The sequence below is a fragment of the Salipiger bermudensis genome (assembly GCF_019801965.1).
Lineage (GTDB): Bacteria > Pseudomonadota > Alphaproteobacteria > Rhodobacterales > Rhodobacteraceae > Salipiger > Salipiger bermudensis_A.
Map to the genome: position 1 here is coordinate 250,711 of NZ_JAHVIA010000008.1, position 18,011 is coordinate 268,721.

Annotated in this window: 16 protein-coding genes; 13 read left to right on the plus strand and 3 right to left on the minus strand. The window is 68.5% G+C overall.

What is annotated here, in order from left to right:
• Positions 1-202 precede the first annotated feature (202 nt).
• On the plus strand, positions 203-1,438 hold the full coding sequence (locus KUV62_RS18560; RefSeq protein ID WP_261395754.1) for a hypothetical protein: 1,236 nt from the start codon (positions 203-205) through the stop codon (positions 1,436-1,438).
• Here the strand turns inward: KUV62_RS18560 and KUV62_RS18565 are convergent.
• Positions 1,392-2,141, minus strand: coding sequence for a FadR/GntR family transcriptional regulator (locus KUV62_RS18565; RefSeq protein ID WP_222605218.1), 750 nt, complete (start codon positions 2,139-2,141; stop codon positions 1,392-1,394). The genes KUV62_RS18560 and KUV62_RS18565 overlap by 47 nt on opposite strands.
• Positions 2,142-2,229: 88 nt before the next feature.
• Between KUV62_RS18565 and KUV62_RS18570 the strand changes: the two genes are divergently transcribed.
• The 11 genes from KUV62_RS18570 (at position 2,230) to KUV62_RS18620 (ending at position 15,182) form a co-directional block, all read left to right on the plus strand.
• Positions 2,230-2,745: a DinB family protein gene (locus KUV62_RS18570; protein WP_222605219.1), complete on the plus strand. Its 516-nt coding sequence runs from the start codon at positions 2,230-2,232 to the stop codon at positions 2,743-2,745.
• Between the two features lie 115 nt (positions 2,746-2,860).
• Positions 2,861-3,853 carry an acryloyl-CoA reductase gene (acuI, locus tag KUV62_RS18575; protein WP_222605220.1) on the plus strand — a complete coding sequence of 331 codons (993 nt, stop codon included), beginning with the start codon at positions 2,861-2,863 and terminating at the stop codon, positions 3,851-3,853.
• Positions 3,854-4,088: 235 nt separating this feature from the next.
• Positions 4,089-4,502 carry a universal stress protein gene (locus KUV62_RS18580; protein WP_222605221.1) on the plus strand — a complete coding sequence of 138 codons (414 nt, stop codon included), beginning with the start codon at positions 4,089-4,091 and terminating at the stop codon, positions 4,500-4,502.
• 49 nt (positions 4,503-4,551) lie between these two features.
• Positions 4,552-6,198 (plus strand): BCCT family transporter, encoded by a 1,647-nt coding sequence (locus tag KUV62_RS18585; RefSeq protein WP_222605222.1) that lies wholly within the window; start codon positions 4,552-4,554, stop codon positions 6,196-6,198.
• A gap of 259 nt (positions 6,199-6,457) precedes the next feature.
• On the plus strand, positions 6,458-7,657 hold the full coding sequence (locus tag KUV62_RS18590) for an aminotransferase class V-fold PLP-dependent enzyme (RefSeq protein ID WP_222605223.1): 1,200 nt from the start codon (positions 6,458-6,460) through the stop codon (positions 7,655-7,657).
• Positions 7,658-7,735: 78 nt separating this feature from the next.
• Positions 7,736-9,157: a cryptochrome/photolyase family protein gene (locus tag KUV62_RS18595; RefSeq protein WP_222605224.1), complete on the plus strand. Its 1,422-nt coding sequence runs from the start codon at positions 7,736-7,738 to the stop codon at positions 9,155-9,157.
• Positions 9,158-9,248: 91 nt separating this feature from the next.
• Complete coding sequence (locus tag KUV62_RS18600; protein ID WP_315901594.1) at positions 9,249-9,752, plus strand: TrgA family protein; 504 nt, start codon at positions 9,249-9,251, stop codon at positions 9,750-9,752.
• Between the two features lie 10 nt (positions 9,753-9,762).
• The gene (locus tag KUV62_RS18605) at positions 9,763-10,890 is read left to right on the plus strand and encodes an NUDIX domain-containing protein (RefSeq protein WP_222605225.1); all 1,128 of its coding nucleotides are present in this window, start codon (positions 9,763-9,765) and stop codon (positions 10,888-10,890) included.
• A gap of 58 nt (positions 10,891-10,948) precedes the next feature.
• Positions 10,949-11,977: a cysteine synthase A gene (locus KUV62_RS18610; RefSeq protein WP_222605226.1), complete on the plus strand. Its 1,029-nt coding sequence runs from the start codon at positions 10,949-10,951 to the stop codon at positions 11,975-11,977.
• Between the two features lie 5 nt (positions 11,978-11,982).
• Positions 11,983-14,469 (plus strand): DUF3772 domain-containing protein, encoded by a 2,487-nt coding sequence (locus KUV62_RS18615; RefSeq protein ID WP_222605227.1) that lies wholly within the window; start codon positions 11,983-11,985, stop codon positions 14,467-14,469.
• Positions 14,466-15,182, plus strand: a complete 717-nt coding sequence (locus KUV62_RS18620) for an alanyl-tRNA editing protein (protein WP_222605228.1) — start codon at positions 14,466-14,468, stop codon at positions 15,180-15,182. The genes KUV62_RS18615 and KUV62_RS18620 overlap by 4 nt, the downstream gene beginning before the upstream one ends.
• Before the next feature lie 2 nt (positions 15,183-15,184).
• Here the strand turns inward: KUV62_RS18620 and KUV62_RS18625 are convergent, their stop codons facing one another.
• Together KUV62_RS18625 and KUV62_RS18630 are read right to left on the minus strand one after the other, a co-directional pair.
• On the minus strand, positions 15,185-16,078 hold the full coding sequence (locus KUV62_RS18625; RefSeq protein WP_222605229.1) for a DMT family transporter: 894 nt from the start codon (positions 16,076-16,078) through the stop codon (positions 15,185-15,187).
• A 79-nt stretch (positions 16,079-16,157) separates the two neighbouring features.
• Positions 16,158-16,988, minus strand: a complete 831-nt coding sequence (locus KUV62_RS18630) for a tellurite resistance TerB family protein (RefSeq protein WP_222605230.1) — start codon at positions 16,986-16,988, stop codon at positions 16,158-16,160.
• A 135-nt stretch (positions 16,989-17,123) separates the two neighbouring features.
• On the opposite strand from KUV62_RS18630, the gene KUV62_RS18635 reads away from it, so the two are divergent.
• Positions 17,124-18,005: a DMT family transporter gene (locus KUV62_RS18635; protein WP_222605231.1), complete on the plus strand. Its 882-nt coding sequence runs from the start codon at positions 17,124-17,126 to the stop codon at positions 18,003-18,005.
• The last annotated feature ends 6 nt before the right edge of the window (positions 18,006-18,011 follow it).

Genomic DNA, 18,011 nt, shown 5'->3' on the forward strand with positions numbered 1-18,011 from the left:
CCCAATACTGCGGAGATGCGCGGAATTGCATGTGTGCGATCGCAGCATCCCCAAGCGGGACTTGCCCGCGCGTTCGGCGCGACGGCATTCCGGTGCGAAGTGACGTTGCGTCTCTTTGGCTCGAAGCCGTCCGGAGCGCGCCATGCAGGGGCGCGGGGCTTGCAGGGGGAGGCCGAAATCCCGTTATCTGCGCGCAGGATACATGGCGAAGGACAAGGCGATGCACGCGGTCGCGGATACAGACCGTCTGGTGGCGGACGGAATCATCACGCCCGAGCAGGCGGGCGAGATCGAGGTCCGGGCACGCGAGGCGATGATCGGGCTGGCGGTGAACGCCGTGCTGGTCTTCGGCATTCTCGCGGCCACCGGCGGTCTGATCCTCTGGCTGGCAAGCCCGCTGGCGGTTGCCATCGGCGGCGCGCTGGCGCTGCTCTGCGGGCTCCTCGTGCTGCTGCGCGGTGGCACGATGCTGCGCATGTTCGGCAATGCCGCGACGCTGATCGGGGCCGGGATGCTGCTCGGCGGCGGCGCGGTGGAATTGCTCGACAAGCATCCGGAGACGGCCGGCGGGCCGATGGCGGTGGTGGGTGCGGTGATCGCAGCGCTGGCGGCGCTGGCGCTCAGGCGGGCGGGCGAGGCGGCGCGCTTCGCCACCGCGGCAATCCTGCTGATGGGGCTCGCGCTGCATCTCGGTGGCCTCGCCTACCTGATGGGGCGCAACGAGGTCTCGGGGCTGCCGATCACGCTCTATTACCTCTACACCGCTGCGCTGCTCGCCTGGGGCGGCTGGCGCATCGACCTGCGGCTGGTCACGGCGCTGGCCATCGTGCCCTTCGCGCAGATGCTCGACACCTCGACCTTCTATTTCCACGCTGCTTACGTGTTCTATTCGCCGGAGCCGACGCTCTCGATCCTGCAGATGGGGCTGCTGATCGCTGGCTGTCTGTGGCTCGCGGGGCGCGCGCCCGAGCGGCTGGCACGGCATGCGCGGGTGCTGATTATGCTGGCCTTCGTGGTGGCCAATCTCTGCGCGCTGGTGGGCTCGCTCTGGGGCGACGTGGTGGGCGAGCAGATCTGGGGGCCGGGCCGCTATCGCTTCGGTGAAATGTCCTGGGAAGAGTTCAGCGCCGCGCGTGAGGCGTTCCGCGCCTCGACGCTGGTGATCTCGCACCATGTCTTCACCGTGCTCTGGGCGCTGGCGCTGATCGCGATGCTGGTCTGGGCCGGGCTGCGCAACCAGCGCGGGATGTTCAACGCGGCGCTGACCTTCGCCGCGATCCACGCCTACACGCAGCTTTTCGAGAGCTTCTACGACGAGCCGCTGGCCTATGTTATCGCCGGTCTCACGGCGATCCCGCTGGCCTGGGGCACCTGGCGGCTGAACCTCTGGCTCAGGTCGCGGGCCGCGCCGTCGCCTTTGCCGCCCGCCGCGCCATGACGGCGGCGGCGAGATCGATGGTGTAGCGCTCGAGCGCCGTCAGCCCGGCTTCGCAGGCGCGCGCATCCTGCGCCTCGAGCGCCTCGGCCACCGCGCCGTGCAGCGCCACGATGCGGGCGCGGTCGCGGGCGGTGAAGGTGATCATGTTCATCAGCGGCTGCATCGCCTCGACCGCGCCGGCCAGCTGGTAGGACAGCACCGGGTTCTGCGCCGCGTCGACCAGCGCGCGATGGAAGGCGACGTCGGAGGCGCAGAAATCCTCGTCGCTCAGCGCCGCATCGGATTGGCGCGCGATCTCGTCCCGCATGGTGGTCAGGTGCTGCGCCTCGCGCCGGGCGCAGGCCAGCGGCGCGCAGGCGCGCTCCATCGCGAAGCGGGCCTCGCAGGCGGTCTCGAAGGCGATGGCGTTCATCGACAGGAGCAGCGTCGAGGTGGTGATCTGCTGGCCATGCGCCGCCTCGTAGGAGAGGTGGTTGACGAAGGCGCCGCCGGTGGCGCCGCGCTGGGTGCGGATCAGCGATTGCGCCGCCAGCCGCTTCAGCGCCTCGCGCACCGTCGGGCGCGACACGCCATATTGCTCCGCGAGCTCGGCCTCGGAGGGCAGACGGTCGCCGACCAGCAACCTGCCCGTGACGATGGCATCGCGCAGGGCGCTGGCAATCTCGGTGGAGCGATCGGTTTTCGGGGTGCTTGCAGGCGACATGAGGGGCTGTTTAATTGTCAGACAATTGGCTGTCCAGCGCCGAGTCGCCGCTTTGGCCCCGGTGCGACGAAAGAAGGAGCCGGCTGAGATGCTGTCCCCGGACTACGTTCTGAGCATGGCGCGCTACAACGCGTGGCAGAACCGTCAGATGAAGGCGGCGCTGGAGGCGCTGCCCGAGGCCGAGCTGCGCCGCGATCGCGGCGCGTTCTTCGGCTCGGTCTTTGCCACGGTCAACCACCTGCTCTGGGCCGACGCGATGTGGATGAGCCGGGTCTCGGACTGGCCCAAGCCCGCCATCGGGATCGATGGCAGCACCGGGCTGACGCCGACGCTCGCGGCCTGGGGCGCCGAGCGCTTCCGGGCGGACGGGCGGATCCTGCTCTGGGCCGAGCGGCTCGGCGCGCTGGATCTGACCGGCGACCTGCGCTGGTACTCCGGTGCGACGGGGCGTGAGCAGGTCAAGCCTCTGGGCCAGTGCCTGGCGCATATGTTCAACCACCAGACCCATCACCGTGGCCAGGTGCATGCGATGGTGACGGCGGCGGGCGGGGGCGGCTGGGTCAGCGATCTCGCCTTCATGCCGGGCGAGGGGCCTTGGCTCTGAGGCTCGGGAAAGGGAGGGGCGCTGCCCCTCTGCCGCCCGGTGGGCGGCATTCACCCCGAGGTATTTGAGAACCAGAGAAGGAGCCTGCCGGCGGCGGGCGGAGAGGAGAGACGAGATGTTCAAGGCGCTTGTGGTCGAGAAGGACGCGGAGAGCGGCAAGACCTCCGCGGCGGTGCGCGAGATCGGGCTGGAGGATCTGCCCGAGGGCGAGGTCACCGTGGCGGTCGAGTATTCGACGCTGAACTACAAGGACGGGCTCTGCATCGGGCCGGGCGGCGGGCTGGTGCGGAACTATCCGCACGTGCCGGGGATCGATTTCGCCGGCACCGTCGAGAGCTCGGAGGATGACCGCTACAAGCCCGGCGACAAGGTGGTGCTGACCGGCTGGCGCGTCGGCGAGGCGCATTGGGGCGGTTACGCGCAGAAGGCTCGTGTCAAGGCCGACTGGCTGGTGCCGTTGCCCGAGGGGCTCGACACCCGCGCGGCGATGGCGGTGGGCACCGCGGGCTTCACCGCGATGCTGGCGGTGATGGCGCTCGAGGATCACGGGTTGAGCCCGGACAAGGGGCCGGTGCTGGTGACCGGGGCGGCGGGCGGCGTCGGCTCGGTGGCGACGGCGGTACTGGCGCATCTGGGCTACGAGGTGGCCGCGGTCACCGGGCGGCCGGAGCAGGAGGACTACCTGCGCGGGCTCGGGGCGTCGCACATCGTGCCGCGAGCGGATCTGGCCGAGACCGTGAAACGCCCGCTGGAGAGCGAGAGCTGGGCCGGCTGCGTCGACGCGGTTGGCGGGGCGATGCTGGCCCGGGTGCTGGGGCAGATGTGCTATGGCGGTTCGGTCGCCGCGGTGGGGCTGGCGGGCGGCGCTCAGCTGCCGGCCACGGTGATCCCGTTCCTGCTGCGCGGCGTCAACCTCCTGGGCATCGACAGCGTCATGCAGCCCTTCGACAACCGCCTTCGGGCCTGGCGCCGGGTGGCGCGCGACCTGCCGATGGACAAGCTCGAGGCGATGGTGAAGCCCGCGACGCTGGAAGACCTGCCGCAGCTCGGCGCCGACATCCTGAACGGCCAAGTCAAGGGCCGGGTCGTCGTCGACGTGGCGGGGTGATCAACCTTAGCGCGACTTCCTGAGTCGGTTTTGCAGATAAATGTCGTTTTTAGACGTTTATCCGCCTTGTCCCTTTTTGCCTTCACGGTTAGGTGCGCTACCCTGCGTCATCGGCGATGTTTTGCCACATCGCCGTAATCACGGGCCGACGCCGCGCTTCCGCGCCCTTGGCCGGGGGCGGGCGGCGGCCGAAAAGCCGGGATCAACCCGGGTAACCTGGACACAGGAGGGACACGTGTTCGAACGCATCATGGTGCCGGTCGACCTGACCCATGCCGCGCGGCTCGAGAAGGCGCTGCTTTGCGCCGCCGATCTTGCAGCGCATTACGGCGCGACGGTGATCTATGTCGGCGTCACGACGGAACAACCGTCGGCCATCGCCCACACACCGAAGGAATACGCCGAGAAGCTTGCCGCTTTCGCCGCCGACCAGGCCGCGCTGCGCGGCATCTCCACCGAGGCAAAGGCCTATGCCAGCCACGATCCGAGCATCGATCTCGACCCCACGCTGCTCAAGGCGGTGGGCGAGGTGAAGGCCGATCTGGTGGTGATGGCGAGCCACATCCCCAATGTCGCCGACCACTGGTGGCCGGCGAATGGCGGCAGCATCGCCACCCAAGCCAAGATCTCGGTGATGCTGGTGCGCTGACAGCGCAGGCAAGAGACCGGACAACAACAACAAGAGGGAGTTTCGTGCCATGAGTGACACGAGCGACGACCAGGGGATCCCCGCGCCAGAAGGCAACGCGGATCTCATCGATACCGATTACGTCATCGGTCAGGACAATATCGAAACCCAGATCGGGCCCTTCGGGCTCGACATCCACAACCCCGTCTTCGCCATTTCCGGCCTCGCCGTCATTGCCTTCGTGTTCTACACGCTGGCGCTGCCCGAGCAGGCTGGATCGGTGTTCAGCTGGCTCTTCGACAGCGTGACCAAGGGCTTTGACTGGTTCTTCCTCGGGGCCGCCAACATCTTCGTGATCTTCTGCCTGCTGCTGATCGTGACCCCGGTGGGCTCGGTGCGGCTCGGCGGCGCGGATGCCACGCCGGATTACACCTATGCCGGGTGGTTCGCGATGCTGTTCGCCGCCGGCATGGGCATCGGCCTGATGTTCTACGGGGTGTCGGAGCCGATGAGCCACTTCTCGTCCTCGATGGGCGGCGTGACCATGGGCGAGAACGGCGTGCGCACCGACTGGGCGCCGCTCGGCGGCGCTGAGGGCAACGAGGAGGCCGCGACCCGGCTGGCCTTTGCCGCGACGATCTTCCACTGGGGCCTGCACCCCTGGGCGATCTACGCGGTGGTGGCGCTGGCGCTGGCGCTGTTCTCCTACAACAAGGGCCTGCCGCTCACCATCCGCTCGGCCTTCTACCCGATCCTCGGCGAGCGCGTCTGGGGCTGGTGGGGCCACATCATCGACGTTCTGGCGGTGTTCGCGACGCTCTTCGGCCTCGCAACCTCGCTGGGCTTCGGCGCGACCCAGGCCAATGCCGGCCTCAACGAGCTCTTCGGCATCGCCATCAGCTCGACCACCGAGGTGATCCTGATCTCCTGCATCACCGCGATCGCGCTGGTCTCGGTGCTGCGCGGCCTCGACGGCGGCGTCAAGGTGCTCTCCGAGATCAACATGGGCCTGGCTTTCCTGCTGCTGCTCTTCGTGCTGCTGGCGGGCCACACCATGGCGCTGCTCACGGGCTTCCTCGACTATCTCGGCGCCTATCTGCAATACCTGCCGGCGCTGTCGAACCCGGTGGGCCGTGAAGACGTCAACTTCATGCAGGGCTGGACCTCGTTCTACTGGGCGTGGTGGATCTCCTGGTCGCCGTTCGTGGGCATGTTCATCGCCCGCGTGTCGCGCGGCCGCACGGTGCGCGAGTTCGTGGTCTGCGTGCTGCTGATCCCGAGCCTTGTCTGCGTGCTGTGGATGAGCGTCTTCGGCGGCAACGCCATCCAGCAGGTGCTCAATGACGGCTACACCGCCGCGCAGGAGGCTGACCTGCCGGTCAAGCTCTTCAAGATGCTCGACGTGATGCCGCTGGCCTCGATCACCTCGCTGATCGGCATCATTCTGGTGATCGTGTTCTTCGTGACCTCGTCGGACTCCGGTTCGCTGGTGATCGACACCATCACCGCCGGCGGCAAGGTCGATGCGCCGGTGCCGCAGCGGGTGTTCTGGTGCGTCTTCGAGGGCGCCGTGGCCATCGTGCTGCTGCTCTCGGCGGGCGGCCTGTCGTCGCTGCAATCGATGGTGATCTCGACGGGTCTTCCGTTCACCATCGTGCTGCTGATCATGTGCTGGGCGATCTGGCGCGGCCTGATGGCGGAGCGTCGCAACACCTGATCGCGTTCCGCGATCGCGAAAGATCCAGAGCGCGGGCCTTCGGGCCCGCGTTTTTCGTTCTGGCCCGGCATTGCGGGGCCGTGCAGCGACGAGGGCGATCGGCAGCGCTCTCAATTCGGCGCAGTCGGGGAGAGGCGCTGTCGCCCTCGCGTTGTATCCGCCGACAATCGCGTGAGAGTTCTCGTCGGGAGCCAGTGATCGCCTTGACGCCCCATGCCGCAGCCGGTTTGTTGCGGCTGAAATCACGGGAGTCGCGATCATGCTGGATCTGGAGTTCGTCCGCGGGCAGTTTCCCGCCTTTGCCGAGCCGTCGCTCGAGGGCTGGGCCTTTTTCGAGAATGCCGGCGGCTCCTATACCTGCCAGCCGGTGATCGACCGGCTCACCCGGTTCTACCACCAGCGCAAGGTGCAGCCCTACGCACCGTTCCCGGCCTCCGAGGCCGGCGGCGCCGAGATGGACGAGGCCCGCACACGCTTGGCCGCGCTGCTCGGTGTGGAGACCGAGGAGCTGAGCTTTGGCCCCTCGACCACGCAGAACACCTATGTTCTGGCGCAGGCCTTTCGCAAGTTCATCCAGCCCGGCGAGGCCATCGTGGTGACCAACCAGGATCACGAGGCCAATTCCGGCCCGTGGCGCAGGCTGGCCGAGGAGGGCATCGAGATCCGCGAGTGGAAGATCGACCCCGAGACCGGCCATCTCGACCCGGCAGCGCTGGAAAAGCTGCTCGACGAGAAGGTCCGGCTGGTCTGCTTCCCGCATTGCTCCAACGTGGTGGGCGAGATCAACCCGGTGGCCGAGATCACCGCGCTGGCCCATGCCGCAGGGGCCTTCGCCTGCGTCGACGGCGTGAGCTATGCGCCGCACGGCTTCCCCGATGTGGGCGAGCTGGGCTGCGACATCTACCTGTTCTCGGCCTACAAGACCTTCGGGCCGCATCAGGGCATCATGGTGGTGCGCCGGGCGCTGGCCGAGGCGCTGCCCAATCAGGCGCATTTCTTCAATGGCGGCACGCTCTACAAGAAGTTCACCCCGGCAGGGCCGGATCACGCGCAGGTCGCCGCCTGCGCCGGGATGGTGGATTACGTCGAGGCGCTGGCCGCGCATCACGGCGTCGCTCCGCGCGAGGTGGCAGGGCTCATGCATGGCCACGAGGTCGCCCTCATGCAGCCGCTGCTCGACTTCCTCAGCGCGCGCAACTCCGTGCGCCTGCTGGGGCCGAAGACCGCCGAGACCCGCGCGCCCACGGTGGCGGTGGCGCTGCAGGGGGCGGCGGAGCCGGTGGCGCGGCGGCTGGCGGATCACAAGGTGATGGCCGGCGGCAGCGATTTCTACGCCGTCCGCCCGCTGCAGGCGATGGGCATCGATCCCGAGGCCGGTGTGCTGCGCCTGTCCTTCACCCACTATACCTCGCCGGAGGAGGTCGACCAGCTGATCGTGGCGCTCGACCGGGAGCTGTAAACGCCCGACAAGGCAGGCCGAGGCGGTTGACCCGTGGCGCGGGGCGCTATCTTCCACGCGGAACCACGCGAGGACAGCATGAGCGACACGAGCCCCATCATCGTCTGGATCCGCCGCGATCTGCGGCTGAGCGACCACGCCGCGCTGCACGAGGCCGGCAAGTCGGGCCGCCCGGTGATCCCGGTCTTCATCCGCGACCACACGGTCGACGGGCTCGGCGCCGCGCCGAAATGGCGGCTCGGACTGGGGCTCGGATGCTATGGCGAGGCGCTCGCTGAGAAGGGCAGCCGGCTGATCCTGCGCGCCGGCCCCGCGCGCGAAGTGCTCGAGGCGCTCATCGACGAGACCGGCGCCGGCGCGGTCTGGTGGCAGCGCGCCTATGATCCCGCCTCGGTCGAGCGTGACACCGCGGTCAAGTCGGCGCTCAAGGACCGCGAGATCGATGCTCAGAGCTTTGCCGGTCATCTGCTCTTCGAGCCGTGGACCGTCGAGACCAAGCAGGGCGGTTTCTACAAGGTCTACACGCCGTTCTGGCGCGCGGTCTGCGAACGCGACGTGCCCGAGCCGCTGGCCGCGCCGTCGAAGCTCGCCTCGCCAGGAAGCTGGCCCGACAGCGATGCCCTCGAGGATTGGAAGCTGGGCGACGCCATGCGGCGCGGCGCGGCGGTGGTCGAGCCCTATGTGCAGCTCGGCGAGCGCGCGGCGCAGTCGCGGCTCGGCGCCTTCACCTCCGGCAAGATCGCCGACTACGACAAGGGCCGGAACCTCGTCGCCGAGGATGGCTGCTCGACGCTGTCGGAGAACCTCGCGCTTGGCGAAATCAGCCCGGCGCAATGTTGGCACGCGGCGATGCGCGCCAAGGACGCTGGCAAGGAGGGCGCCGAGACCTGGGCCAAGGAGCTGGTCTGGCGCGAGTTCGCCTATCACCTGCTCTGGCACACGCCGCATCTTTCCGAGAGCAGCTGGCGCGAGGAATGGGCGTCTTTCCCGTGGAACGAGGACGAGCGCCGCAAGGAGGTCATCGCCTGGAAGCGGGCGCGCACCGGCATTCCCTTCGTCGACGCGGCGCTGCGCGAGATGTATGTCACCGGGCGGATGCACAACCGCGCCCGGATGATCGTCGCGAGCTATCTCACCAAGCACCTGATGTGCCACTGGAAGATCGGCATGCACTGGTTCGAGGATTGCCTGATCGACTGGGATCCGGCCTCGAACGCGCTCGGCTGGCAATGGACCGCCGGCAGCGGGCCTGACGCGGCGCCCTATTTCCGGGTCTTCAACCCGATCACCCAGCGCGAGAAGTTCGATCCCGACAAGGTCTACGTCAACCGCTGGATCGCCGAGGGGCAGGGCAAGCCGCCCAAAACCGCCCTGAGCTATTTCGACGCCATTCCCAAGAGCTGGGCAATGGCGCCGGAGGATGCCTATCCCGATCCGATCGTGAGCGCCGATGACGGGCGCAAGGCGGCGCTCGAGGCCTATGAGAACCGGGATTTCTGAAGCACTCGCTCTCCCCGTGTTCCGCAACCGACACATTCCGCCTTTCCGATGGTCGACGGGCGGCGGTTCGGCTTGTCTCGGCGCGGCGGGCGTGGATTATCGGTGGGATCCAGAGCCCGATCCCGAGCCCGACAACGACCGAAAGTGCCCGCCGATGTTCACCGCCGCCCGCCTAATCGCAGCCCTTTGCATGGCGGGCATGGCCTATGTCGCATCGGAATACATCAAGCTGCTGTTCGACGAGATCCAGCGCTTCGGCAATTTCAACTACATCAACGCCGCGGTCGGCTTCCTCTGCGGCTGGATCATCGTCGGTCCGCGCGCCGGGCGCGGCATGGCGGCTGCGATCTCGCATTGCATCACCGCGACCGTGATGCTCGTGTTCTGGTGTCTGCTGGTCTACTCGCTGGTCGACATGTGGGAACTGGCGATGCGTCATCGCTACAGCGGACCGATGGATGCGGTGAACGGCGTTTTCGAGATCGCGCTGGAGTACGGCGCCTATCTGCTCGACACCGGGCTTGCCTTCCTGCTCGCCATTGGCGCGCTGGTGACCGCCGTGTTCTCGGAAATCGCGTCGCGCCACTGGCGCTGAGGGAGGCTTGATGCCCGACATCTTCGTCTTTGGCACGCTGTGCCATCGCCCGGTCCTGACCGAGATCCTGGGGCCCGACATCGCCGTCGAGCCGGCGATGCTGCCCGATGTCTCGGTCTATTACGGCACCGGCAAGGGCGTGCCCGAGGCCGTGCTCTGCGCGGCCCCCGGGACCGCCGCCGAGGGAATGCTCCTGCGCGGCCTGTCCGAGGAGGACATGGCGCGGCTCGAGTTCTTCTCGGGCGGTTTCGGCGACGGGCTGCAGCAGCGCGAGGCGCTGACCGGGAGCGGCGCGCGGGTTCCGGTGCTGGTCGAATGCCGCGCCTGCCCGCCGCAGGAGTGCGGGCCGCTCTTCCATCTGTCGGAATGGGCGGCGGAATGGGGCGCGCTCGCGGTGCGCACGGCGCAGGAGATCATGGCGCAATATGGCCGCTCCGGGCTCTCGGAGATCGCCGGCATCCGGCCCTACATCGCCGCCCGCGCCTGGGCGCAGGTGATTGCCAAGCGCGGCGCGCCGCAGACGCTGCGCTCCGATCGTGGCCTCGACAGCGTCGAGATCCTGCGCGACCGTCCGGGCCACGAGGGCTTCTTCCGCCTGCGGGCCTTCGAGCTGCGCCAGCGGCGCTTCGACGGCAGCATGACCGAGGCATTTCCGCGCGAGGGCTTCGTCGCCTATGACGCGGCGCTCGTGCTGCCTTACGATCCGGCGACCGACCGGGTCATGCTGATCGAGCAGCTGCGCTACGGCCCGGTGCTGCGCGGCGATCCCTATCCCTCGGTGCTCGAGCCCGTGGCCGGGCTGGTCGATGCCGGCGAGAGCCCGGAAAGCTGCGCGCTGCGCGAGGTGCACGAGGAGGCGGGGCTGACGATCCGCGAGCTGCGCCCGATGGCCAAGGTCTATGCCTCGCCGGGCTACACCACCGAGTTCTTCCACTGCTTCCTCGGGCTCTGCGCGCTGTCGGAGGCCGACAATGGCATGGGCGGGCTCGACGAGGAGCACGAGGACATCCGCAACCATGTCATCCCCTTCGAGCGCGCGCTGGAACTTTGCGACAGTGGCGAGGTCAATGTCGGCCCGCTGGCGATGATGATCCTCTGGCTGGCACGTCATCGTGAGGAGTTGCGCCGGAACGCTTGAGTTCCCCTTGGGCCCGCCCTAAACCTGTCGACCAGACCGAGACAAAGGGGAGGCACCCATGCGGGTTGCACAGGATCTTGCGCATCTGATCGGACACACGCCGCTCATCAAGCTGCGCAAAGCCAGCGAGATGACCGGCTGCACCATTCTGGGCAAGGCGGAATTCGCCAACCCCGGCCAGTCGGTCAAGGATCGCGCGGCGCTCTACATCATCCGCGACGCGGTCGAGAAGGGCCTTCTCGAGCCCGGCGGCACCATCGTCGAAGGCACTGCCGGCAACACCGGCATCGGCCTCGCGCTGGTCGGCGCCTCGATGGGCTTCCGCACGGTGATCGTGATTCCCGAGACCCAGTCGCAGGAAAAGAAGGACATGATCCGTCTTGCCGGCGCCGAACTGGTGCAGGTCCCCGCCGCCCCCTACAAGAACCCCAACAACTACGTGCGCTATTCCGGCCGTTTGGCCGAGGAGCTGGCGCGCACCGCCGAGCATGGCGCGATCTGGGCCAACCAGTTCGACAACGTCGCCAACCGGCAGGCCCACGTGGAAACCACCGGCCCCGAGATCTGGGAACAGACCGGCGGCAAGGTCGACGGCTTCATCTGCGCCGTGGGCTCCGGCGGGACGCTGGCGGGCGTGGCGCAGGCACTGCAGCCCAAGGGCGTGAAGATCGGCCTGGCCGATCCCGAGGGCGCCGGGCTCTACAAGATCTATACCGGGCAGGAGAACCCCGGCGACTCGATCACCGAGGGCATCGGGCAGGGCCGCATCACCGCCAATCTCGAGGGTTTCACCCCCGATTTCACCTGCCGCGTGCCCGACGCGGAGGCGCTGCCGGTGGTCTATGACATGCTGGCCGAAGAGGGGCTCTGCCTTGGCGGCTCCTCGGGCGTCAACGTCGCCGGCGCGATCAAGATGGCCAAGGAGCTTGGCCCGGGCCACACCATCGTCACCGTGCTCTGTGACTTCGGCAACCGCTACCAGTCGAAGCTCTTCAACCCCGAGTTCCTGAAGGGCAAGGGGCTGCCGGTGCCGTCGTGGCTCGATCGCGCGCCGGCCTCCATCCCCGGTGTCTTCGAGGACCTGTGATCCCGATGCTGCGCTGGTTGCGCGTCGCTGCCCTGTGGCTCGTCCTCGCGCTGAGCGCGGGGATGGCCGGCGCGCAGGACGAGAGCATCGACTATGAAAGCTGGAGCCAGATCGCCGGCCGGGCCGAAGAGGCCATCGACAATGGCGAGGCGTCGACCGAGGCCTTCGAGGCGTTGCGCAGCACGCTCGCCGGCTGGCGCGACACCTTCCTGCAGGCCGAGAGCAACAATGCCAGCCGCATCCAGACGCTGCAATCGCAGCTCGACGCGCTCGGCGATCCCCCGGCGGAAGGCGAGACCGAGCCCGAGGCCATCGCCGTTCGGCGCGGGCAACTCAACGACGAGCTGCAGCGCATGCAGGCGCCGGTCAGGCGGGCGCAGGAGGCCCATACCCAGGCCGACGGGCTGATCCGCGAAATCGACACGATTGTGCGGACCCGGCAGGCCGATGCGCTTCTGTCGCTCGGGCCGTCACCGCTCAATCCGACGCTCTGGCCGGAGGCCGGCTCGGCGCTGGTCCAGTCCGGGCAGAGCCTGGTGAACGAGCTGCGGCAGAACATCCTGTCCGACATCAAGCGGTCCGAGGCGCGGCGGAACCTGCCGGTGATCCTGCTCCTGCTTGTGCTGGCGGCGCTGCTGGTGGCGCGCGGGCCGGTCTGGATCGACAAGTTCATCGAGTGGCTGCGCTCGACCACGCGCCGCGGCTCCGGGGTCTGGGGCTTCATCGCCTCGATCATCCGCATCATCCTGCCCTTCATGGGGCTCGTCATGCTGGTCGCGGCGTTCCGCGCCTCAAGCTTCGCCGGTGTCAATCTCCAGCGCGTGCTCGAGATGATCCCGGTTTGGGGCGCGGCGCTGATGATCGTGCGCTGGCTGGCCGACCAGAGCTTCAACCGCAACGACGACATCGCCACGCTGCCGCTGCCGCCGAAGCAGCGCCGCGAGGCGCGCTACTATGCCAACCTGCTGGCGATCCTGCTGGTGTTGCGCTCCGCCGGAGCGACCATCGGCGAGATCTTCGCCTATCCCGACGAGGTGCAGGTGGTGCTCGACTACCCGGTGCTGCTGCTCTGCGCGGTGATGCTGTGGCGGCTCGGGCATATCCTGACCAAGCTCAGCGACGAGACCGAGTCCGAGGGGACGCTGCTCGAGGGCTCGACCTTTCGCCTGCGCATCGCCCGCACCGTCGGCCGGCTGACCATCTTCGTCGCCATCGTGGCGCCGGTGATGTCGGGGATCGGCTATGACGCGGTCGGGCAGGGGCTGATCTATCCGACCATCCGCACGCTCGCCCTGCTCGCGACGGTGCTGGTGCTGCAGCGCTTCGTCAACGATCTCTACGAGCTGATCACCGGGCGCGATCCGCAGGCCTCCGACAGCCTGACCCCGGTGCTGGCGGGCTTCGTGCTGCTGCTGCTCCAGGTCCCGGTGCTGGCGCTGATCTGGGGCGCGCGCATCGCCGACCTGACTGAGCTCTGGACCCGCTTCAAGGAGGGCATCGAGGTCGGCGACACGCGGATCTCGCCGAGCGATTTCCTGACCTTCGCCATCGTCTTCGCGATCGGCTACACTGTCACCCGGATGCTGCAGGGCGGTCTGCGGACCTCGATCCTGCCCAAGACCAAGATCGATCCCGGCGGGCAGAACGCGCTGGTCGCGGGGCTGGGCTATATCGGCATCTTTTTCGCCGCCCTGATCGCGGTGACGGCCGCCGGGCTCGACCTGTCTTCGCTCGCCATCGTCGCCGGTGCGCTCTCGGTCGGCATCGGCTTCGGCCTGCAGACCATAGTGTCGAACTTCGTCTCCGGCATCATCCTGCTGATCGAGCGCCCGATTTCCGAGGGCGACTGGATCGAGGTCAACGGCAACCACGGCATCGTCAAGGATATCTCGGTGCGCTCGACAAGGATCGAGACCTTCGACCGCACCGACCTGATCGTGCCGAACTCGGATTTCGTCTCGGGCACGGTAACCAACTACACCCGAGGCAACGTCATCGGCCGCGTGGTGATGACGGTGGGCGTGGCCTATGGCAGCGACACCCGAAAGGTGCAGGACATCCTGCTGCGCATCGTGCGCCAGCACGATCTCGTGCTGCTCAACCCCGAGCCGATGGTCACCTTCGAGGAGTTCGGTGCGGATTCGCTGAATTTCGTGATCCGGGCGATCATCCGCGATGTCGGGCAGAAGCTCATCGTGACCTCGGATTTCCACCACGAGATCGCGCGGCGCTTCGCCGAGGAAGGCATCGAGATCCCGTTCGCGCAGCGCGATGTCTGGCTGCGCAATCCCGAGGTGCTGTTCCCGGATCGGGAGCCGACGGCCAAGCCGGGGGCCGGGAAGGACGATGCCGCGCCCGAGGACCGCGAGGCGCATGATCGTGCGGCGGATGAGCAATCGACGCGCTCGGGCATCGTACCCGCCGGGCGCGATGGCGATGCCGATGGCGATGGTGGCGGTGGTGCTGGCGATGGCGGAGACGGCGGCCGATGACGCAAGCGCTGTTCCGCGAGGATGCCTATCTTCGCGATGCCCCCGGCGTGGTCCGCGCGCACACGCCAGAGGGCGGCATCATACTCGACCGGACGGTGTTCTATCCCAGGGGCGGCGGCCAGCCCGGGGACAGCGGGCGGCTCGACTGGCAGGGCGGCAGCATCGGCATCGCCACGGCGGTGAAGGGGGAGCGCGACGCGGTCATCCTCGTCCCGGCCGAGCCGCTGCCGCTGCCGGCGCCCGGCACCATGGTGACCCAGCGTCTCGATTGGGATCGGCGGCACCGGCACATGCGCGTCCACACCGCGCTGCACCTGCTGTCGGTGGTGGTGCCGCTTCCGGTCACCGGGGGCAATATCAGCGCCGGCCACGGGCGGCTCGATTTCGCTTCTTCCGAGCTGCCCGACAGCCGCGAGGCGCTCGAGGCCCTGCTCAACGGCTTCGTCGAGCAGGATCTCGCGGTCAGCGCCGACTGGGTCGAGGAGGCGGTGCTCGATGCCAACCCGGCGCTGGTCAAGACCATGACGGTTCAGCCGCCGCGCGGTCAGGGCGCGGTGCGGCTGGTGCGCATCGGGTCGGGCGAGGAACAGATCGACCTGCAGCCCTGCGGCGGCACCCACGTCGCGCGCACCGGCGAGATCGGCCGCATCCGCATCGGCAAGGTCGAGAACAAGGGCCGGCAGAACCGCCGGGTCAACATCCAGCTCGACTGAACTCAGGTCGCGTCTCGGGCGGCTTCGGGCGCCGGGCGCCGGCGCTGCGGCAGCAGGATGTAGAGCGCGAGGCTCACCAGGACGATGGCGCCCCCCGCGAGCATCCGCGCGGTTGGTGCCTCGCCCAGCCCGATCCAGACCCAAAGCGGGCCCAGCACAGTCTCGAGCAGCATCAGCAGGCTGACATTGGCGGCCTGCGTGTAGCGCGAGGCCTGCGACAGCGAGAAGAACGAGGCCGGCAGGATCAGCAGCGCGGTGACGAGGATCGCGCCGACATTTCCGTCGCCGATGCGCTCCGGCCCGGCGATCAGCAGCCCCGTGAGCCCTGCAAGCAGCGCCCCGGTACCAAGCGCTGGCAAGAGCGGCAGCTCCGGCGCGCGGCGCAGGCTGACGAAGGTGGTGGCAAGGCTCAGCGCCACGCCCAGCCCGCAGAGCGCGCCGGTGAGGGCGGCGGCATTCACCGCGAGATCGCCATGGCCCGAGACCGCGATGCCGATGCCCGCCAACACCGCCGCTATGGCGGCCCAGGTGGCCCGGCTGGTGGGCTCACCGAGCGCCAGCCACGACAGCAGCGCTGCCCAGACAGGCACGGTCGCGACCGCGAGCAGCACCACCGCCACCGGCGCCGCGGCGATCGCCATCGGAAACAGCAGCGCGTTGAAATACTGCGCCACGATCAGCACCAGGCCGGCCGGGCGGAGCAGACGGTGCAGCGGTGCCTCGTGCCGCGCGAGAAGCAGCCAGCCGAGCCAGAACACCGCCCCCACGCCAAAGCCGCGCCAGGCCAGCATCTGCCAGCCGTCAAGCCCGGAGATCCGCATCAACAGCGCGTCCGGTGTCAGCACCAGCGCACCGAACGTGGCAAGCGCGATGCCATAGCGGGACGAGCGCGGCATGGGGATCTCCTGCGATTGGGCAAAAGCCAGCCCCGCCCGGCGCGGGCCGGACGGGGCGGAACTCTGCGGGCAGAGTGGCTCAGGAATAGAGCGGCTGCAATCCCATCTGCATGTGCAGTTGGTTGACCACCAGCTCAGACAGGCCCATCGCCTTGGCAAGACGGTCGAGATACTCGGCCTCGGCATCGGTATCGACCCGGATGGTCATCAGCGAGGCGGCATAGACCTGCGCCTTCTGCGCCTCGGGCGTCTCGGCCGCCAGTGTCTCGGGATCGACCGGTGCCGCAAGCTGGGTCTTCACGAAGGCGAGGTCCTCGGCGGAGGCATCCTCGCCCACGGTCTCGAGGATCTTGGCCTGCTCCGCCTTGTCGATGCCGCCGTCGGATTTCGCCGCCTGGATCATCGCGCGCAGCATCAGGCCCGCGGCGCGCTCGGCCTCGGGCGGGGTGCCGACGGCACTGACCTGGTCGAGCATGGCGCCGACGCCCTTGCCGCTCATCGCCGCGGCCCCGCCCGCGGCGGCGAACATCGCCGGCAGGCCCGCGCCGCCTTCTCCCGACAGCGCCGAGAGCAGGCCGCCCTTGGGGCCGCTCACATCCGAGGGCGAAAGACCCGCGGCGCCGAACATCGCGCCGAAGCCCCCTTCCTGCATCTTGGTCATCATCTCCTGCAGCGGGTTGGCGGCGCCGGTCTCCTGGAACTTCGCCATCATCTCCTGCAGCGGCGTGGCGGCGTCGCCCGACCACATCTTGCCCATCTGCGCCTGTAGATCGGTGCCGGGCTCCGAACCCTTGACCTGTGCGCCGCCGCCGAGCAGCGCGCCGAGGCCGCCGCCGCCGGACAGCTTGTCGACGCCGCGCGCCGCGGCATAGCCGATGGCGAGTTTCGCCAGCGTTCCCATCAATGACATGGTTTCCTCCTCCCGGAATTGTCTCCGTTGCCCTCACCTTGGCAGAAAGCCCCCGCGCCGGGGAAGGAAAATCCGAACCCGCCCGCGGCGGGCATCTGCTTGACGCCCCGCGCGGATCGGTGTTGAGCCGAGGGCATGAATACGCGCAATTCCATGGATCTCGCCGGCGCGGCGGGGCTGATCGGGTTCTCGACGCTGCTGGCGTTCAACCAGGTCGTCGTGAAACTCACCAATACCGGCATCTCGCCGGTGCTCTCCGCCGGGTTGCGCTCGGCCATCGGGGTCCTCGTGCTAGGGCTCTGGATCGCCTGGCGCCGCCCTGGTGCGCTTGCCGGCATGGCGCAGGCCAAGACCGGCGGGCTACTGCTCGGGCTGCTGTTCTCGGCCGAATTCGTGGCGCTGTTCATCGCGCTCGACCACACCACCGTGTCGCGCGGCTCGATCGTGTTCTACTCGATGCCGGTCTGGCTGGCGCTGGCGGCGCATCTCTGGCTGCCCGGAGAGCGGCTGACGCGGGCAAGGCTGCTGGGGCTGGTGCTGGCGATGGCCGGGGTCGGCTGGGCGCTCTGGGATCCGCAGAGCCGCAGCGCCGGGGATTGGCTCGGCGACGCGCTGGCGCTGATTGCGGCGCTGCTCTGGGCGGGGATCATCCTCACCGTGCGTCTGGGCCAGGCGGAGCGGCTGAGCGCCGAGGCGCAGCTGATGTGGCAAGTCGCGGTCTCGGCGCTGCTTCTGCCGGTGCTGGCGCCGCTCTTCGGCCCGCCACTGCGCGATTCGAACCTGCTGCACTGGGGCGGCGTGCTGTTCCAGGGCGTCGTGGTGGTGGGCGTAGGCTTCACCTTCTGGATGGGCGTGATGAAGCGCTACCGCGCCTCCGACGTCGCCGCCTTCAGCTTCCTGTCGCCGGTGCTGGCGGTGGCGATGGGCTGGCTGGTGCTGGGCGAGCCGGTGGGGCCGAGCTTCCTCGGCGCGCTGGTGCTGGTGGCGGCGGGGATCGTGCTGATCAACCGCCGCTAGGCCAGG